The organism is Plantactinospora endophytica, from assembly GCF_016862915.1.
GTDB classification, from domain to species: Bacteria; Actinomycetota; Actinomycetes; order Mycobacteriales; family Micromonosporaceae; genus Plantactinospora; species Plantactinospora endophytica.
This window is the reverse complement of record NZ_BONW01000013.1, coordinates 148036-166123: the sequence shown is the minus strand read 5'-3', so window position 1 is coordinate 166123 and position 18088 is coordinate 148036. Positions and strand designations below refer to the sequence as shown.

Here is an 18088-nt window from a genome sequence, read left to right as displayed (position 1 = left end):
AAGTCAGACCCTGCAGCAGACGCAGCCGAGTGCCCGGCTACCGCCAGGCAGCACCGGTCGGAGTACCAGCGCAATTAGGCTGCCGTGTTCCAGATCTCTTGGCTGCTGGCAAGTTCCTCGGGGCTTAGGCTAGTCGGCGGTGTTGTCGCCCGGCCGATCCGGGTCGGCGATGACGGGACCGCCTGGACCGTCCGGATCGCCGGGATTGGGGTCACCGGGGTCAGGGTCACCAGGGTTGGTCGGTGGGCATACCCCGTCGACCGGATTCGCGCAGTTCGGTGGCGGGGCCGCCGGCTTTTCTCCGTTGCCCGCCTCGCGGTTGCCCAGCCCCTTCGAGTCCGGCAGCGTGGATTTCTTGACGCCGTCGAGCGCCTTGTCCATGTACTGCTTCCAGATGTCGGCGGGCAGGCCTCCACCGCTGACGTCGCCGCCGCCGGCCTTGAGAATCTTCGGCTTCTTGGGGTTGTCGCTGCCGATCCAGACTGCCGTGGCTATCTCGGGCGTGTAACCAACCATCCAGGCATCCGCGTTCTGCTTCGTGTCACCGTACTGCCAGGTGCCGGTCTTGCCGGCCGCAGCACGACCGCCGGCAAGGCTGTGGTTGTTGGCACCGGGAATCTTCTTGAGCACCGAGGTGACCTCGTCGGCAACGTCGGCTTGGATCCGCTGCGCCGGTTTGATCTGCTCGCCACCGATCTTCTTCCACACCCCGGTCTGCTTGTCCTGCTGCTCGATCTTGACGATGAAGTGGGCCTTGTTGTACTTGCCCCGGTTGGCGAGTGTGGCGAGTCCGTTCGCATGGTCGAGCACCGTGATCGGGTACTGCCCGTACGCCACCACGTGGAAGAACGGCGACGGGGCCACCTCCTCAGGCTTTTTCTTGGTCAGGTCGACTGGCTCCGGTCCCTTGCCGCCGGTGGTCCACATCGTGGTGACCCCGGCCTGCCGCGCCATGCCGACGATGTTGTCTGGGCCGATCTTCGCGCTCACGTGGTAGAAGGGCACGTTGTAGGACTGGACGGTCGAATGGGCCAGCTCGCAGTACTTCTTGCAGTCGGGGTTCCGGCCGGCGTTGACCACCTGGTCCTTGAAACCCTCGGGCTTGAAGGGGGTGGAGTCCCAGTGCGACTCGATGGAGATCTTCGCCTCGATCGCCGCGGCCAGGGTGTACACCTTGAACGACGAGCCCGGCGGATGTCCGCCGACCAGCTTGCCGCCGATGATGTTCTTTCCGGCGTAGTCGATTCCGACGCCACTGTTGCCGCCGTAGTAGGCGAGGACGCGGCCGGTCTTCGGGTCGATCGAGACCAACGCCGCCTGGAGGTTTTCGGGCTGATCGGAAAGCGGAGAGCTTTTCTTCTCCTGCTGCGCCGCCGCCTCCGCCGCGTCCTGCAGCCTGCGGTCGATGCTCGTCGTGATCTTGTATCCGTCCGTGGCCAACGTGGTCTGACAGTTCGGTTTCGCGCTGCCGGCGGGCACGGCGCCGTCGTGGCACAGTCCCATCGCGTCCATCTCGGCCCGCACGTAGTTGACGACGTTTCCCTTGGGCGTCTTCACCCCTACCGAGGCGCTGGCGTCCCTCGGCTTCGCCACCGTCGGGTACGTGGCTGGCCGCTTGGCCGGGTCCAGCCACTTCTTCTCCACCATGCCGTTGAGCACGTAGTTCCACCGGTCCTCGGCGGCCTCCGGGTTCTGGGCCGGGTCGTAGCCCTTCACGCCGGTCTGCGGGTCGTTGACCGGCTGCTTGATCATCCCGGCCAGCACCGCGCCCTCGCCGACGTCGAGCTTCTCCGCCGACTTGCCGAAGAACGTGAGGGCGGCCATCTCGATGCCGTAGGCGCCTCGACCGAAGTAGATGGTGTTCAGATAGTGCTGCATGATCTCCTCCTTGCTGAACTCGTCGTTCAGCCGGGAGGCGAAGATCGCTTCCTTGAGTTTCCTCTGGTAACTGTCATCCGCCAGGTTCTGGTAGGCGTTCCGGGCGTACTGCTGGGTGATGGTGGACGCACCCTGCTTCGTGCCACCCGTAAAGTTGTTCCATGCGGCTCGGGCGATGCCAACATAGTCCACACCGTCGTGGTCGTAGAAGCTCCGGTCCTCGGCCGCCGCCACCGCCCACTGCACATGCTGCGGAACCTTGCTCAACGGCACGATCGTCCTCGCCTGCTGACCAAGGGTGACAATCGTCTTGCCCCTGCTGTCAAGGATCGTGGTGCCGACCGGCAACGGAATCTGGTTCGGCATGACGATATTGGTCGAGTAGTAGGTGATACCCACGACCCCGCCCCCGGCCAACATGACGAACACCGCGAACATCGCGATGACGACGTTCATCCGCTTGCGCTTCTTGGCCCGCTTCTGGGCCGCCTCGTCCAACTCACCCCGGCGACCACGGCGGGCACCGGACCGCCCTGGACGGTTCGGCTCGTCCACTCCGCTCGGACCCGCCGAGGAGACCGGGACCGCCGCCCGGCCCACGCCGGCCCGGCCACTGTCGCCACCCGCACCGCCACCAGCCACCGAAGCGCTACCGACGCTCGCGCGGCCCGCGGACGCCCCACCGGCACCGTAACGCCCGGCCAAAGCGGGCGCGGCGGAAACGGACGCGCTACCGCCAACCCGCGCCCGACCCGCCGAGGCGGAACCAGAGGTGGGCGAGACGGAAGCGACCAGACCACCGTCGACGGACGCCCGCCCCGGCGGTGTGGCCCGGCCGGGCGAGGCCCCGCCGCTGACGCTGGCTCGGGCCGACGCGCCGCCGGCCCGGCCCTGGTTGGCGGGCCAGCCGCCCCGGTCGCCGTCGGACGAGCGGCGAGCGGCTCCCGGATCGTCCCAGGACGGGCGCTGGTATGGATCGTCCGCTGGTCCAGAGTCGCCGTTCGCGCCCGGGTACTGCGCCCGACCGCGCGCGGAACTAGGATCGCCGTACGAGTTCATTCGTCACACCCTGCCGGTCGCGGTGACGGCCACTCGCGCCACCACCAGCTTGCGGTGCAATCGAGCACCGTCCATCAGGTTCCAAATCCGCCAAGCCTCCGTTGAGCGGATCCAGGATAGGACCTCACGCCGGCCGGCGGGGGACAGTCGGCCGGCAACCACGGCTGACCTCGGGTTCGGCAGTCGCCCGAAGCCCCGCTAGCGCATCCGGCGGCACTCGCCGCACGGGAGGTACCGGGTAACGCGGGCAGGCGCGTCTCTTCGAGCCGGCTGCTCAATCGGCTCCCTTGCTTCGCCCGCTCAAACGCTTACCTCATCGGTATCCGACATTGATGTTTCTGGTCTCGCCGTGTCAGTCCACCTTGGCCGCATGGGCCGCTGCCCCGGCGACGAATAGCACGTCCACCTCGGGGTTCACCGACTGCGTTTCACTGCGGTACGGACGCGTTCGGGCGGTGGGCACTTCCGAATCACGGAAGGTGTCTTGTCGCCGCACGCCGCCGTCCTGGCTGCTCCGCTTCGGTGCCGTCACGGCGCGGCGATCCGTCGTCTGGCCCGGCGGCAACTGACCGCGACATCGTTCGCGCATGGGGTATAGGGCTCGGCTCAGCTTGGCAGATTGCGGGACACGCAGGGCGGGGCGGCCGCCTGGATTCTGCACGACAAGATGCTCATTAGCACCGGAGACCTACGCAGCCGTCCGCTTCGTCGGCTGTGTGGTGGCGAAGTCGGACGGGACGAACGCCTACCTGCCCGACCTCGCTACGCATTTCCGTTGCCGATGCTATTGTTCATTGGCCTCGCGGTGGCCCTTTACCCATTCATTTCCTCCGTTCACGGGTGTAGGTGATTGCGCAGGAAGGCGAGGATCTCGCGGCGCGCGGGCCGGGCCGCCGGCACCAGTCGGGGGGTGCTGAGGAAGCTGTGGGTGGCCTTCGGGTAGCAGGACAGGCGGGCGTCGGTGCCGTCGTCGCTGAGCCGTTCGACGTACCGGCGTCCGTGGTCGGCCAGCGGGTCGAGCGCGGCGGTGACGACGAGTGCCGGTGGCAGGTCGCCGAGGTTCCCGAACTTCAGCGGTGACACGGTGTTCGGGTCGAGCGTCGGAGGCACGCTGAGGGTGCGGGCCGCGCGCAGCCGCGACAGCGGAAGCGTGGGGTTGTCGGCGTTCTCCACGAACGAGGGGTAGTCGGCCATCGTCTCGGTCCAGTCCGTGCTCGGGTAGTTCAACACCTGGGCGCGCAGCGGCGGGCCGTCCTTGCGTGCCCGCAGTGCGACGAGCGCGGCGATCATGCCACCGGCGCTCTCACCCACGACCGCGAGGGCGGCGGGGTCGATGCCCCAGCCGGTGGCCTCGTCGACGATCCGCGCGAGCGTGTCGTAGCCGTCCTCGATCGCCCTGGGCAGCACGTGCTCCGGGGCGAGGCGGTACTCCACCGCGACCACCACGGCCGGGCAGCGGGCTGCGAGATGGCTGTTGAGCCAGTCGTTCTGCGCGGCGGTGCCCGAGATGAACCCTCCACCGTGGAACGACACGATCAGCGGCAGCGCCCGTTCCGCGTTCCTCGGGCGGTGCACCCGCAGCATCAGTCGACGGCCGGGAAGGTCGATCGTGACCTCCTCGATGCGGGCACGACGGTCCGGCAGACCGGTCACGATCCGTCCGGCCCGGGACGACGCCGCGCGGTTGGCCTTCTCACGCGCGGCGATCACCTGGTCGTCGGTCATCGCCTCCCAGTCCAGGGCGTCCCGGAGAATCCGGGTACCCAAGGGAGCCCTGCCGCTCATCTCGTCCCCGACCCGGGCACGTACCGCACCATTGGCGTCTCCTGCCGTCTGTCCAGCGACTCCGAAAGCACCGCGCTGGGTGGTGACTACCAGCATCACCGGACGCCCCGCCGGGTGTCTTGGAGAAATGTTCCGCCCGGCCGGACAGCGATAGGAGCTTGGGCTCACGTCACACCCTCCAGGCCCGCTCCTACGTAGGCCACGCGATGCCGACGAGCCGAGGTCACACGATGTCGTCGACCATCCCGGGCCACGACGATCGACGAGCCGAGGTCACGCGACGGCGTCGGCCACCCCGGGCCATGCGATGTCGTCGACCACCAGCCACGGCGCGCCCGCCACGGCCGTGGGCGTCATCCCGGCGATGGCCATGACGTCCCGGCAGAGGTGGGACTGGTCCACGAAGCCGCTCTCCGCCGCCACCCGGGCGGCGCCGTGCCCCGCCGCGAGGCGGTGCGCCACGTGGTCGAATCGGACCAGCATCGCGGCGCGCTTGGGCGTGAGGCCGACCTGGGATCGGAACCGGGACCACAGCCGCTTCCGGCTCCACCCCACCTCGGCCGCCAGCCGCTCGACGCGAACCCGCCCCCGGCTCGTCACGATCCGTCCCCAGACGAAGGCGATCTCCGGATCGACCCTTCGGCCTGTCTCACGTCGTCGCGCGAGCGCGGCCCCCATGACCGCGAAACGGTCGTCCCACGACCCAGCGGCACGCAGTTGCTCCTGGATCCGTCCGGTGTCGCGCCCCCATAGATCCTCAAGGGCGACCACTGTCGCGTCCGGCTCGGCCGAGACACCCAACACCCCGTATGCGACCGTCGGCGAGAGCCGTACCTGTAGCAGGTCGACATCGCGCCCGCGCCCTCGGACGCTGCCCGAGGTCATGCCGACGACGACGCTGCCTCGCCTCCACTCGCCGCTGGCGTCGTCGACGAGCAGCGCGTCGCCGAAGTCGAGGAACACCGTGAACGCCGGGTACGGGACCATTTGGAGATTGACCGGGTCCTCCGCCCGACCACGGAACCCGGCCATGCTGATCCCCGGCGCACGGCGCGATTCTGACGGGACCGCGATCTCCACCACAGCCCCGGCGACACAGACCGGTCCTCCGGATCGCACACCGCCATGCTACGAGCCGCCCGCGCGGTGTCCGAACGACGATCACGGCAACGAGTACGCGCACCGAGCCGACCGCAGCAGTGGACGGTGGCGTCCTCCAGCGGACAGGTCCAGCAGCGTTGGGTTGTGCTTCGGCCCGGTGTGGCGGGGATGTCACGTCGCATGCATACCGGCTACTGACGATCACGGTAATCGCCGACTCTCGATCCTCAGGAGCCCAGATGCGCAGACTGCTCCCCCTGGCACTGACCGTCCTCTCCGTCGCCATGGCCCTCGCGTTGCCGACCCGGCCCGCCCAGGCCGCCCCCGACGGGACGTTGACGGTGACGTCGCCCACCTTCGCGGTCGGCACCGACCTCAGGTTCAGCTACTCCACGCCCCGGCCGAACGCGAAGAACTGGGTCGGGCTCTACCGCAATCCCGGCAACGGGCCGGTCGACCAGGCGTACGTGGGGCCGTCGCTGACCTGGACCTACACCCCTGGCTCCAGCGGATCGGCGTCGCTGTCCACGTCGGGTCTCGCGGCGGGCGACTACATCGTCTACTACCTGTTCGACGACGGGTACACCTGGCTCGCCCAGCCCGTAACGGTGCGGCTGACCACCAACACCGCGCCGCACTTCCCCGCCTCGGCGTTCACCCTGCGCAACGCCAAGGTAGGTGCCGGCTACTCGGCGACGGTACGGGGCCTGGTGCAGGGCGACACCAGCCGGCTGAGCTTCACCAAGACCTCCGGGCCCGCCTGGGCCGCCCTCTCCTCGACCGGGGTCGTCACCGGCACTCCGACCGCAGCGGGTAACGCCACGCTCGGCATCCGCGCCACCACCGCCTCGGGCACCGCCGACGCGACCGTGACGATCCGGGTCCAGTCCGGCGCGCTCGTCCCACAGTTCAACGCGCTTAGCTGGAACCTCTGGCACGGCGGCACGGTGGTCTCCGGCGGCCTGGAGAAGCAACTCAAGTTCCTGCTCGAACGGGACGTCGACGTCGTCGGTATCCAGGAGAACCAGGGCAGCGCCGCCCAGACCCTCGCCACAGCCCTCGGCTGGTCGTACTTCCAGAATTCCGACACCGCGGTCCTCAGCCGCTACCCGATCACCGCCACCACCCCCACCGTCGCCGGCTCGGCCGTCGCCGCCAGGATCGACCTCGGCGCCCGCTCCCTCCGGCTCTGGAGCGCCCACCTCGGCTACACCCCCTACGGCCCGTACGACGCCTGCTTCGGTCGCATGACCGTCCAGCAGCTCCTGAGCCGTGAGTCGTCCTCCGGCCGGACCGGCCAGATCAACACCATCATCGCCGCCATGTCGGCCGACCTCGGCAGTTCCTCGACCACGCCGGTGCTGCTGACCGGCGACTTCAACGCCCCGTCGCACCTCGACTGGACGGCCACGAACTCCCGCTGCGGCTACGGAGCCGTCCCGTGGCCCACCTCCACGGTGCCCGCCAACGCCGGCCTCATCGACTCCTACCGGCAGGCCCGCCCCAACCCCTCGACGCAGCCGGGCGTCACCTGGTCCCCCGTCTACAAGACCTTCACCGGCGGCTACGGCTACGACTCCCACTCCGGCGAGCCCGAGCCCCAGGACCGCATCGACTTCATCCACTACCGGGGCCCCCTCACCGTCCTGTCCTCCGACGCCGTCTGGGAAGGCACCCCCGCCCAGTCCAACCCGTCCGCCAACGTCTGGACCTCCGACCACGCCGCCGTCCTCACCGCTTTCCGGCTCAACTGACCCCCAGCCGACGCCGAGCGGCGGCGTGGAGACACGCCGCCGCCGGGGCGGGACCGAGATCCTGTGTCTGCGGCGGGGTCGCGGTGGTCGACTTTCAGGTTCCGCTCGTCACGAGGCTTCGAGCAGTTGGTCGCCCAATGTCGCCGGAAGGGTCCTGAATCCGCGCGAGGCCGGATAGTCGGTCGTCTTTCATTCGATGCGTAGGGCGTCGGGTCGGGTCACGGCTCGGACGAATGGCAGCGTGGCGGCGGTGGCGAGTAGGCAGGCGACCAGCGTGGTGGCGCCGATGGCGGCGTATCCGTCCCAGGGTAACGGCGGCGGGGCGATCCCGGCCGAAGCGCTGAGTCCGACGAGCAGCCAGGAGCTGGCGGCGGTGACGAGCACGGCGAAGCCGATGGTGAGCGCCAGGGGGAGCGCCGTGTACAGCAGGCTGCTGTGCCGTAGGACCCGGGCGGGAGTTCCCATCGCGGTCAGTGCCGAGTGTGCCCGGTGCCGCTCGCGGATGCCGTCGGCGGTGGTGACGGCGAGCGAGAGGCCGCCGGCCAGTACGACGGCGATGGTCATGAGGAGCGCTGCGCGGGTGTAGCCGTCCGAGGACGACCGGGCCAGCACCACGGCTTCCTCGGCGGTCAGCGGTGGAAAGGGGGTCTGCTGGGCGCCGAGGCGGGCCCGGACCGCCTCTAACGTCTCGGCCCGGCCGTCGGTAGCGACCAGGAGGTTCGGGAACCATTTGTCGGGCAGGTCGGCGGGGAGCAGTGTGGGTGGGACGAGCAGGTCACCTGCGAGCAGCAGCCCGTCGGTGCGGTTGGTGAACGCGTCGGGCAGGGTGAGGGCGGGAAGCTCCGCCGGTAGTTCGAGGATCGGGCCGGCCGGTGGACGGTCTGGCGCGGTCACCGGTTGAAGCCGATCCGTCGCCGCGATGGTCGACGAGGGGAAGTAGCTTCCGGTGAGGTAGTGCGGGGTGTTCGGACGGCAGTCGGGCAATGGCGCTCGCAGGATCCGTCCCAGGTCGCCGCAGTCGGCGATCACGGCTCGTACGTTCTGCTCACCGATGCGTGCGGTTCCGTCGCTGCAACAGTCTGTCGGTCGTACGCCGGGCGGCAGTAGGTCCAGGTGGCGGACCGTGGCGACCTGGGCGACGCCGTTCACCGCGCGCAGCGTCTCGACGAGCGGCTCCACCTGGGCGTCGGCGGCGATGGTCACCACAACGGTGTGCGGGCGTAGGGCGCCCGCCAGGCCGTCGTCGCCGTCGATCTGGTCGAGGACGGGAAGCAGCGCCACCACCCAGCCGAGCAGGACGACGACCAGAGCGGTACCGGTGACCGCCCGGGCGGCGCCGGCCGGATCGGCGATCAGTCGACGTCCGGCGAGTTGGCTGGCCAGGCCAGGTCCCCAGCGTGCCACCGCGAGGCCAGTCACTCGGGCCAGCGCGGCGGTGCCGACCGCCAGGCCGACCAGACACAGCACCGCTCCGCTCAGCAGCAGCGCACGGCCGTGCCAGGCACCCGCGAGCACGGCCCGGCGGTCGGCGTAGGCGCCGAGCAGCAGGGCGAGGCCGAGGCCGAGCGGAAGCAGCCGGGAGGCGCCGGCGCGGGCCGGTTTGGCCTGCCGCCGTACGCCGAGCGGGGACGTCACCGCGCGGCGGAGCGCGAGTGTACCGGTGAGGGCGGCCAGCGCCGGCACTCCGACCAGTACGGCTATGGCCACCGCTGGTGGCGGTGCCACGTCCTGCGGGTAGAGGCCGTTCGGAATCGGTAGTAACGCCGCCACCGGGCGGCGTAGCAGGAGGAACAGTGCGGTACCCGCCAGCACGCCGAGCACTCCAACGACCGCAGCCTCCACCGCGCCGAGCATCCGCAGTTGGCCGGCGGTGGCGCCGATCAGACGCATGGCGGCGGCCCGCCGTTCACGGCTGGCCTGGGAGAGCCGGACCGAGGTGCCGACCAGGACAGCCAGCGGCACCACCAGACCCACACCCGCCAGGGCGACCATCACCAGCAGGGTGCCCGTGGCGTTCGCCTCCTGCCCCATCCCGGTCCCGTCGACGTGCGCACCCTGGGATGCGAACAGCGATCCCTGTCCGGGGCGCTCGAAGGCCGTAGACAGCCCGGGATCGGCGCCTGGCGGGCCGACGAGGCCACCGGGCGGCGGACCCGCGACGGCGTACAACTCCTTCGGGCCGACCAGACCTGCCGAGGTGACCGTGCCCACCGTCCGTTCGGGTAGGCGTGGCGCGAGTTCCCCGCCGTGTTCGCCGGTCAACGCCGCCGCCAGGGCGGGCGACACGAACATCTCCCCCGCTTGCGGGGTCCTCGGCACGCCCAGGGGTGGGGCGACATCCGGGCCGACGACCTCGACCCGGAGTACTCGGATCTCATGCCCACGCCAGAACCCGACCGACAGCGCCGCCCGTACTCCCTCGGTGCGGGTCCCGGCGTCGGCGGTGGGCACGACCGCCCGGGCCGCGGTCTTGCCGATCCGCTCCACCGCAGCGGGCAGCGCACCCCCGACCGCGAGCAGCAGAACCACTCCCGCCGCCACCCCACCGACCATCATGAGCAGTCGGATACGTCCCGCGCGTCCGCCGGTGAAGGTGAGCCGGAGTCCAAGCGCGAGGCCCCACCCGGTCACGCTGACACCTCCGTTGACGCCGACGCGCCGTCCCGCAACACGACTTCCCGATCCGCGTACGCCGCTATGCGGGGATCGTGGGTAACCAGCACCACCGCTGTTCCCTGCTCGCGGGCCGTGCCCACCAGCTCGTCCATCACGAGTTCACCGTTGAAGCTGTCGAGCGCACCGGTCGGCTCGTCCGCGAACACCACCCGTGGCCCGGTGACCAACGCCCGGGCCACCGCCACCCGCTGCCCCTGGCCGCCGGACATCGCGCCGGGCTGTTTGCCAGCCACGTCGGCAACGCCGAGCCGGTGCAGCCACTCCCGGGCCCGCGCCTCGGCCACCCGCCGCCGTACTCCGGCCAGCCGCAGCGGGAAGGCGATGTTCTCCAACGCCGTCAGGTCCGACACCAGCGACCCGAACTGGAAGACGAAACCGAAGTCGGTGCGGCGCAGCCGGCTACGCCGGTCGTCGGACTGGTCGTCGAGGCGTACGCCGCGGTACCACACGGAGCCGCTGTCCGGCCGAAGGATGCCAGCCAGGCAGTGCAGCAGGGTGGACTTGCCCGAACCCGAGGGGCCGACCAGCGCGACCAGCTCACCGGGACCGATCTCCACGGAGACTCCGGCCAGTGCCTGGGTAGCCCCGAATGCGAGTCGGAGGTCGACCGTCCGCAGCAGGGAGCCGGTCATCGCACCTCCCGTGCCAGGTGGTCCAGCCGGGCCGCGGTGTGGTCGATCCACCGCAGGTCGGCGTCGAGGTGGAAGAGAGTGAAGTCGCAGGCGACGGCTACGGCGGTGCTGCCACCCCGTTTGCGCGCCGTCACCTCCCGCATCGTCTGGCGGTGTGCCGCGCGTTGCGCGTCGAGCACCTGCCGGGCCGGCCGCCCGGACCGCAGCGCGATCATCACCTTGACGTAGACCACTGACTGGAGGTAGGCCGAAATCCCCTCCGGCTCGGCCAGCCACCGCTCCAGGTGCGTCACCCCGTCCGGGGTCAGCGCGTAAGTCGTCCGGTCCGGACCGCCTACCCGCTCGACGGCCACCGCCTCGATCTCGCCGTTCCGAGACAGACGGGCGAGGGTGGCATACACCTGGGGTGGCTTAACCGGCCGATTCCAGCCGAACTGCGCGTCGTATTCGCGCTGGAGGTCGTAGCCGTGGCGGGGTACGGGCTCCAACAGCCCAAGCAAGGTTTCCGGAAGCGCCATGCAGGACACTAGACACTGCGTTACTAGTTCCTGTCAAGAACCGAACTGGGACGCCGCGCCGAACAACGGCGGGAAGGTTCCGAACTATCCAGTCGCCGCAGAGGGCCTCGCATGCCGCGCCGGGCCAAAGCCGGATGCGTTCGAGGTGGGCGATCGCTTGTCACAGCGACCGTGGTCGCACAGACCACAGCCGTACCTGGTCCGATCAGGCCACTGCCGATCCGCCCGATCATCCGACGCTCGCTGTGATCGAGTCTCGGTACCATGAACGCACCAATCCGCTGACCCGATGGGGAATCTCATGAGCCTGCGAGTCAGAATCGTCACCGTCGCCGCACTCCTCGCCGCCATCGCAGTGGTCGCCATCCTGACCCAGGCCCAGACTCTCTGGAACGTCGCCGGATACACCTGGTCCAACTGACGCGACTTCTGCACCTCTGCGGGGGGCTCAGCTTTCCCTCGGAGGAGCCTCCAGCCGTTGTGCTCTGGAGGAGTAAGAGGCCGTCACGTCGCTCCGGCGGACGCATGTGGCACGAGAGAAGCACCCCGGGGAACCTTGCCGCCGAACTACCGCCGGACATGCTGTCGGACCTCAGAATTCGACTGACGAGCCAAATCGGCGACTGCGATGATCTCGCAATGGTCGATGACAGCTTCTTCTTCGCGATGCCGGAACTGACGGGCAGCCGGATCCGGCTCGAACCTCTGCGGTACGAACATGCGGTCGGCTATCTGGCCGCGGCCGGCAGCGAGGAGGACGCCGCTGAGATCTTCCAGTGGCAGAGCCCACCGGGAGGGGCGCTGGCCCGACCGGTCACGGTAGAGGATGCCCGAGCGCACGTCGTCGCCGCGCTGGCCGCTCGAGCTCGCGGAGTCCGGCTTCCCTACGCCCAGATCGACGTGGCGACCGGCAGATTCGCCGGGACGACGTCGTTCGCCGATCCCGATCCACGGCTGCGCACCTTGGCAATCGGTCACACCTGGCTCGGACGGCAGTGGTGGGGTACCGGCGCGAACGCCGAAGCGAAGCTTCTCATGCTCAGTTTCGCGTTCGAGTCCTTGGCCGTGGTTCGGGTCATGCTGGTCACCGATGTCCGCAACGAGCGGGCTCGGGCCGCGATCGAGCGGCTCGGCGCTACTCGGGAGGGCACCATGCGCAAGCATCGCCGTCGCGCGGACGGAACATGGCGCGACACCCTCATCTACGCAATCACCGACGACGACTGGCCGCGGGTCAAGGACCACCTGGCTGGCCGGTTGCGGCCCCATCCACAGACCACAGCACCGATCGCGAAGTGACGGTCGTCATTGCCGTCCCGCGCGGGAGCCAGTTCGTCATGGCCGATCATCCGGATCCACCGCACAAACAGTTGATCGACCATTGGCGTGCTCCAGATAAGACGGTTCGTGCCGGTTGTCCGGCGGCGCGGGTACGCCTCGAAGTGTGGCCGACCGGCGTGCCCTGCCGTGGCGCGGACGCAAGCGCGATGCCAGCTTCGCCCGGCCCGCGCCACGGCGCTCAGAGGGTACGGGCGTAGGGGTCCCAGTCTTCCGGCACCGGCTCGACCTCCGGCGCCCGGCTCGTGACCTCGACCGGCGTACCGGAGTCGATCGACGCCGTCACCGCCGCTATCGCCTCCAGCACATGGAACGCCAGCCGTCCGTCCACCCGATGCGGCGCTCCGGCCCGTACAGCCCGGGCGATGTCGAGTGCCCCGAACCCGCGCCCGGCCACCGGCCCGGCGACCGCCACGTCGACCCAGTCGGTCGAACCGCGTCGCAGCAGGCGTAGCGGCCCGGTGAACTCGTTGGGGTCCGGCAGCGACAACGTCGCCTCGGTGCCGACGATCTCCACGTGGCCGACTCGGCGGTGCGGCGAGTCCCAGCTCAGCGTGCTCGACGAGGTCTGCCCGCCGGCGAAGCGGCTGACGAACGACACGTGCGTCGGGACCTCGACCTCGTGCTCGGTGCCGGCGCCCGGCCCGTTGACCGGGGTCCGGCGCGGCCGGGCGATCCGCCCGATGCCGTAGACGGACGCGAACGAGCCCAGCGTCTGGGTCAGCGCCGTCAGGTAGTAGGGCCCCATGTCCCACAGCGGGCCGGCGCCGCGCGACAGCAGCGTCCTGAGGATGGGATGGTCGTCCTGCGGGCCGGGCACCTCGAAAAGGGTCAGGCCGGACAGGGGTTCGCCGATGTCGCCGCGTTCGATGGCCCGCCGGGCGCTCTGCAGACCGGCACCGAGGAACGTGTCGGGCGCGCCGCCGATCCGCAGGCCGGCGGTGGATGCTGCGTCCAGCAACTGCTGTCCGTCCTCGACGGAGAGCGCGAACGGCTTCTCGGACCAGACGTGCTTCCCGGCCTCCAATGCGGAGAGTGAGACCGCCGCGTGGGCGGCCGGGATGGTCAGGTTGACGATGATCTCGATGTCGGGATGTGCGAGCGCCTCGTCCGGAGTGCCCGACAGCGGCACCCCGTAGGCGGCGGCCTGCGCCGCCGCCCGCTCCGGCAGCAGGTCCGCGATCATCACCACGGACAGGTCGGGGAACCTGGTCAGGTTGTCAAGGTACTGCGAACTGATCCGCCCCGCCCCAATGACGCCGACGCCGACCGGGCCGCTCATACGGCGGCTCCCGGCAGACGCTGCGACAGGAACGCGTGACTCGCGGCGATCCCCTCGAAGATGTCGCCGTCGTACTCGTCGAACTCGACGGCGCCGACCTCGACCTGTGGTGCCGCCGCCAGGATCGCGTCGATCGGAAGCCGGCCCTGCCCCGCCGGCCGCTGCTCCAGGTTGTCGCGGCTGATCGGCCCGTCCTTCAGGTGCAGGAACCGCACCCGGTCGCCGAAGTTCCGCACGACGGCGACCGGATCCGCGCCGCCGACGGCGACCCAGTAGGCGTCGATCTCCAGCACGACCTCCGGCCGCACCTTGTCGACCAGCAGTTCCAGGGCAGACTTGCCAGCAAACTGCCGCTCCAGCTCCCACCAGTGGTTGTGGTAGCCGACCCGTAGCCCGTGCGCCGCCGCCCCGACCGCAGCCCGGTTGAGGTGGCCGGCGATCCGGTCGACGTCTTCCTCGCTGGTCCAGAACTCCTCGGGAATGTAGGTGTCGATCACCGCCGTCGCGCCCAGCGACACCGCGGCCGCGAAGATCGCCTCGTGGTCGGTGTCGACCAGCGACGAGGTGAACGTCGCGACCGACAGACCGCTGTCGCGCAGGGCCGAGGCGACCTCGGGTCCGCGCGAGAACAGCTTGTAGGAGCACTCGACCTGCTGATAGCCGATCTCCGCGACCCGGGCGAGCGTGCCGGCGAGGTCTTCGTCGAGGGCGTTGCGAACACTGTAGAGCTGTAGGGACAGGGAGTTGAGCGATGATGGGCCGGTCACGGACACAGGAGTGGGCCTTTCGGGAGATTCAGGAGGTACGGTCGTGCAAGCCCTCGATGATGCGGATGGGGGCGACCGCGTCGCGGGGATCGACGGGCAGCGGGCCTGCACCGCGCAGTGCGAGCGCCAGGCGCGCGTAGAACTCGCGGTATCCACCGTGCTCGGTCGGCACGGCGGTCAGGGAGCCGTCGCGGCCGATCTTTCCGTGGGCGGAGGGCTCCTCCACCCCGAAGGTGGGATCCAGCGGGGACATGCCGGAGGCGAGCTGCGCCTCCTGCGGGTCGAGGCCCCACTTGGTGTAGGCCGCGTCGGATCCGAGCACCCGGAAGCGGAAGCCCCGCTGGGCGACGAGGCTGCTCATCGACAGATGCGAGCGCACCCCTGACTCGTGGGTCAGTGCGATGAAGGTGTCGTCGTCGTTGACGACTGCCGCGTGGCTGTCGAGTTCGCCGTAGACCGCGGGGGCGACCGGCCCGAAGAGCTGGATGGCCTGGTCGATGAGGTGAGAGCCGAGGTCGTACCCGACGCCGCCGCCGTCACGCCCGGCGGTGCCCTTCTTCCACTCCGGCCGAGGCCGGGCCGACAGCCACTCGAAGCGCGACTCGAAGCGCCGGATCTGGCCGAGGGCGCCGGACTCGACAAGCTTGCGGACGGTCAGGAAGTCGCCGTCCCAGCGCCGGTTCTGGAAGACGGTCAGCGCGACGCCCCGCGCCGACGCCAGCTCGATCAGAGCCTCGGCGTCGGCGGACCGCACGGCGAGGGGCTTGTCGACCACCGTCGCCAGACCGGCGGCGAGCAGACGCGACGCGATCTCGACGTGCTGCGGGGTCGGTGCGGCGACGACAGCCAGCTCGAACTCACCGGCGGCGAGCAGGGCATCCACCGACGGCAGGATCCGGACCTCCGGGTACGTCGCGGAGGCTGCCGCCGCCCGCTCCGGATTGGCCGTGACGATGCCAGCGAGTTCGTACGCCGGATCGGCCTGGATCAGCGGTGCGTGGAAGACCGCGCCCGCGAGGCCGTACCCGATGACGACGGTTTTGATCTGCTTTTCTGTCCCGGTCATCAGACCAGCTTCCCGACTTCGCCGCCGACCGGCAGGCCGGTGCGGCCCGCGAACGTGGCGAGGATCCGCTGGCAGTCGAGAATGTCGGCGCGACCGGCGGCGAGATCCGAGCGGGGCGGGACACCGGACCGGACCATGGCGTGGAAGGCCTCCAACTGGGTCTCGAACGCCTCGATCGGGCTGCGCCGCACGACGCGCCGCTCGGCGGACCCGTCGCGGCTGGTGATGGTCAGCTCGGTCGGCGCATGCAGCAGGTACGGCGACGGGAAGACCAGTTCGACGGTGCCCCGGCCGTGTACGACCCGGATGGTCTCCCGGTAGGCGGGAAAGTCGGGCAGGTAGTGCCAGGAGAGCGACCACCGACCGCCGCTGGCGAGGGACCCGACCGCGTTGATCGACGGCGGGTGATCGCCGAACGAGCGCCGGTCACGCCCCGGGTCGATCTCGGCGTGCCTGGAGGTCTGGCGCCAGATGTCGGCCCACTCCACCGTTGCCGGTGGGGCGCCGAACGAGCGCATGATGGACAGGTCGTGCGCGAGGCTGCTGACCAACGCACCCCGGTAGGCCCGCCAGGTCGCCTCGTCGGCGTCGCCGACGGCGGCGGCCCACAGCGCCTGGTCCTCGGCATCACCGGAGGCGGCCACCGAGGGTGGCAACGGCGCGGACGGGCCGACGACGCGGGCGAGCGCAAGCTGCGCGGCGCCGGTCGGGTGCAGCACCGACGCCTCGATCATGCGGATGTCGTCGACGTCGGCGAGCGCCTCGGCGGCGGCGAGCACCGCCGGGTCGTACTGCTTCATGTAGCCGAGCAGGATCGCCGGGTGGCCGAGATCGGGCTCCGCCTCGATGAGCGTGTCCACCTCGTTGGTCGTGTATGCCAGCGGCTTCTCGCAGAGGACCGGCAGGTCGCGCGAGAACGCGGCGAGGACCTGGGCCGAGTGGGATCCCCGGTTGAGCACCATCACCGCGTCGAGGCCGCCGACGTCGAGGAGGTCTTCGAGGGCGGCGAACCGGCGCGCGGCGGGTACGCCGAAGCGGTCGCCGACCGCCGCCAGGACCTCGGGCGACAGGTCGCAGATCGCCGCGATCGAGTAGAGGTCCGGCCGCTTGGAGAGCAGCGGCAGGTGGACGGCCTGGGCGACCGCCCCGAGGCCGACGATCCCGAGCCGGATCGCGGTCACGGCTGCACCATCCGCAGCGCCGACTTCACGTGCGAGCCCTGCTTCATCGCCGTGAACGCCTCTTCCCAGCGCTCGATCGGGTAGAGCCCGCCGAGCACCCGGTCGGTCTGCAGTTTGCCGTCGGCGAACAGGCGCAGCACCTTCTCCCAGGTGTTCCAGGTGTGCGAGTAGCAGCCGTAGAGCGTGACCGCCTTCTTGACCAACGGGTCGAGGGTGAAGCCGAGAGGTTGCGGACCCCAGCCCACCTTGGCGATCGCGCCGCCCGGGCGGACCAGCTCCATCGACTGTTGCAGCGCGACGCTGACCCCGGTCGCGTCGACGACGAGGTCGGCGCCGAGCCCGTCGTGCAGCGAGGCGACCAGTTCCCGCGGGTCGCCCTGGGTGACGTCGAGGACGTGGTCGGCGCCGAGCTGCTTCGCGGTCTCGAGCCGGTCCGCGTCGATCGAGGTGCCGAGGACGACCGTGGTGGCGGCGCCGCGCAGGATGGCGATCTGCAGGGCGAGGATGCCGATCGCGCCGGCGCCTTGGACGACCACGAGGTCACCGGGGTTGACGTTGGCACGTTCGACGACGGCGTTGTAGGCGACCGCGAACGGCTCGGTCATCGCTGCCGTCTCGAAGGCGACCGGGTCGGGGATGCGGTGCAGGACGCGCGGCTCGGCCAGCATGTACTCCGCCATGGCGCCGTCGCGCTTGAGCCCGTATCCCTGGCGTTGGGGGCAGAGGTTGTAACGGCCGGCGCGGCAGAGCGGGCAGACCCCGCAGATCGACGCGGCGGTCTCGCAGACCACCCGGTCGCCGACCGACCAGCCGGAGACACCGTCACCGATTGCGGCGATGGTGCCGGCCGACTCGTGGCCGAGCGTCACCGGCAGTACGCCGACCGAACTCCTACTCTGGGAGTTCTGCCACATATGAATGTCGGAGCCACACACCCCTACGGTGTGCAACCGGACGATCACCGTCCCCGGCGCCAGGACCGGTTCGGGCACGTCACGCACCTCCAGGGCACCGCTCTCGTCGGCGTATTTGACCAAAGCCTTCATGCGGC

Annotated in this window: 13 protein-coding genes; 2 read left to right on the top strand and 11 right to left on the bottom strand. The window is 70.0% G+C overall.

The window, feature by feature from the left end; all coding sequences use genetic code 11:
• Positions 1-129: 129 nt before the first annotated feature.
• The 3 genes from Pen02_RS13725 to Pen02_RS13715 form a co-directional block, all read right to left on the bottom strand.
• Positions 130-2376: a transglycosylase domain-containing protein gene (locus tag Pen02_RS13725; RefSeq protein WP_239140628.1), complete on the bottom strand. Its 2247-nt coding sequence runs from the start codon at positions 2374-2376 to the stop codon at positions 130-132.
• 1395 nt (positions 2377-3771) lie between these two features.
• Positions 3772-4662, bottom strand: a complete 891-nt coding sequence (locus Pen02_RS13720) for an alpha/beta hydrolase (RefSeq protein WP_203866788.1) — start codon at positions 4660-4662, stop codon at positions 3772-3774.
• A gap of 333 nt (positions 4663-4995) precedes the next feature.
• The gene (locus Pen02_RS13715; RefSeq protein ID WP_203866384.1) at positions 4996-5754 is read right to left on the bottom strand and encodes a helix-turn-helix domain-containing protein; all 759 of its coding nucleotides are present in this window, start codon (positions 5752-5754) and stop codon (positions 4996-4998) included.
• Between the two features lie 308 nt (positions 5755-6062).
• On the opposite strand from Pen02_RS13715, the gene Pen02_RS13710 reads away from it, so the two are divergent.
• Positions 6063-7577, top strand: a complete 1515-nt coding sequence (locus Pen02_RS13710; protein ID WP_203866383.1) for an endonuclease/exonuclease/phosphatase family protein — start codon at positions 6063-6065, stop codon at positions 7575-7577.
• Between the two features lie 189 nt (positions 7578-7766).
• Here the strand turns inward: Pen02_RS13710 and Pen02_RS13705 are convergent, their stop codons facing one another.
• Genes Pen02_RS13705 through Pen02_RS13695 form a run of 3 tightly spaced genes read right to left on the bottom strand, consistent with a single transcriptional unit; the run spans position 7767 to position 11403 of the window.
• Positions 7767-10208 (bottom strand): FtsX-like permease family protein, encoded by a 2442-nt coding sequence (locus Pen02_RS13705; protein ID WP_203866382.1) that lies wholly within the window; start codon positions 10206-10208, stop codon positions 7767-7769.
• Positions 10205-10885 carry an ABC transporter ATP-binding protein gene (locus Pen02_RS13700; RefSeq protein ID WP_203866381.1) on the bottom strand — a complete coding sequence of 227 codons (681 nt, stop codon included), beginning with the start codon at positions 10883-10885 and terminating at the stop codon, positions 10205-10207. Before Pen02_RS13700 ends, Pen02_RS13705 begins: the two co-directional genes overlap by 4 nt.
• Positions 10882-11403 (bottom strand): PadR family transcriptional regulator, encoded by a 522-nt coding sequence (locus Pen02_RS13695; protein WP_203866380.1) that lies wholly within the window; start codon positions 11401-11403, stop codon positions 10882-10884. Before Pen02_RS13695 ends, Pen02_RS13700 begins: the two co-directional genes overlap by 4 nt.
• Positions 11404-12042: 639 nt before the next feature.
• Here Pen02_RS13695 and Pen02_RS13690 point away from each other — a divergent pair.
• Complete coding sequence (locus Pen02_RS13690; protein ID WP_203866379.1) at positions 12043-12702, top strand: GNAT family N-acetyltransferase; 660 nt, start codon at positions 12043-12045, stop codon at positions 12700-12702.
• Positions 12703-12922: 220 nt separating this feature from the next.
• Here the strand turns inward: Pen02_RS13690 and Pen02_RS13685 are convergent, their stop codons facing one another.
• Genes Pen02_RS13685 through Pen02_RS13665 form a run of 5 tightly spaced genes read right to left on the bottom strand, consistent with a single transcriptional unit; the run spans position 12923 to position 18083 of the window.
• A complete protein-coding gene (locus Pen02_RS13685) occupies positions 12923-14023 on the bottom strand; it encodes a Gfo/Idh/MocA family protein (RefSeq protein WP_203866378.1) in 1101 nt (366 codons plus the stop codon).
• On the bottom strand, positions 14020-14790 hold the full coding sequence (locus Pen02_RS13680; protein WP_203866377.1) for a sugar phosphate isomerase/epimerase family protein: 771 nt from the start codon (positions 14788-14790) through the stop codon (positions 14020-14022). Before Pen02_RS13680 ends, Pen02_RS13685 begins: the two co-directional genes overlap by 4 nt.
• 28 nt (positions 14791-14818) lie before the next feature.
• On the bottom strand, positions 14819-15856 hold the full coding sequence (locus Pen02_RS13675) for a Gfo/Idh/MocA family protein (protein WP_203866376.1): 1038 nt from the start codon (positions 15854-15856) through the stop codon (positions 14819-14821).
• Entirely contained in the window at positions 15856-17037 is a 1182-nt protein-coding gene (locus tag Pen02_RS13670) for a Gfo/Idh/MocA family protein (protein ID WP_203866375.1), read from the bottom strand. Before Pen02_RS13670 ends, Pen02_RS13675 begins: the two co-directional genes overlap by 1 nt.
• On the bottom strand, positions 17034-18083 hold the full coding sequence (locus tag Pen02_RS13665) for a zinc-binding dehydrogenase (protein ID WP_203866374.1): 1050 nt from the start codon (positions 18081-18083) through the stop codon (positions 17034-17036). Before Pen02_RS13665 ends, Pen02_RS13670 begins: the two co-directional genes overlap by 4 nt.
• Between the last annotated feature and the right edge of the window lie 5 nt (positions 18084-18088).

What these genes read in the sequence shown, in the direction of transcription:
- Pen02_RS13715 (WP_203866384.1), bottom strand. Translation starts at nt 5,754, where the DNA reads ATGGCCGGGTTCCGTGGTCGGGCGGAGGACCCGGTCAATCTCCAAATG.
- Pen02_RS13695 (WP_203866380.1), bottom strand. Translation starts at nt 11,403, where the DNA reads ATGGCGCTTCCGGAAACCTTGCTTGGGCTGTTGGAGCCCGTACCCCGC.
- Pen02_RS13720 (WP_203866788.1), bottom strand. Translation starts at nt 4,662, where the DNA reads ATGACCGACGACCAGGTGATCGCCGCGCGTGAGAAGGCCAACCGCGCG.
- Pen02_RS13700 (WP_203866381.1), bottom strand. Translation starts at nt 10,885, where the DNA reads ATGACCGGCTCCCTGCTGCGGACGGTCGACCTCCGACTCGCATTCGGG.
- Pen02_RS13675 (WP_203866376.1), bottom strand. Translation starts at nt 15,856, where the DNA reads ATGACCGGGACAGAAAAGCAGATCAAAACCGTCGTCATCGGGTACGGC.
- Pen02_RS13685 (WP_203866378.1), bottom strand. Translation starts at nt 14,023, where the DNA reads ATGAGCGGCCCGGTCGGCGTCGGCGTCATTGGGGCGGGGCGGATCAGT.
- Pen02_RS13710 (WP_203866383.1), top strand. Translation starts at nt 6,063, where the DNA reads ATGCGCAGACTGCTCCCCCTGGCACTGACCGTCCTCTCCGTCGCCATG.
- Pen02_RS13665 (WP_203866374.1), bottom strand. Translation starts at nt 18,083, where the DNA reads ATGAAGGCTTTGGTCAAATACGCCGACGAGAGCGGTGCCCTGGAGGTG.
- Pen02_RS13690 (WP_203866379.1), top strand. Translation starts at nt 12,043, where the DNA reads ATGGTCGATGACAGCTTCTTCTTCGCGATGCCGGAACTGACGGGCAGC.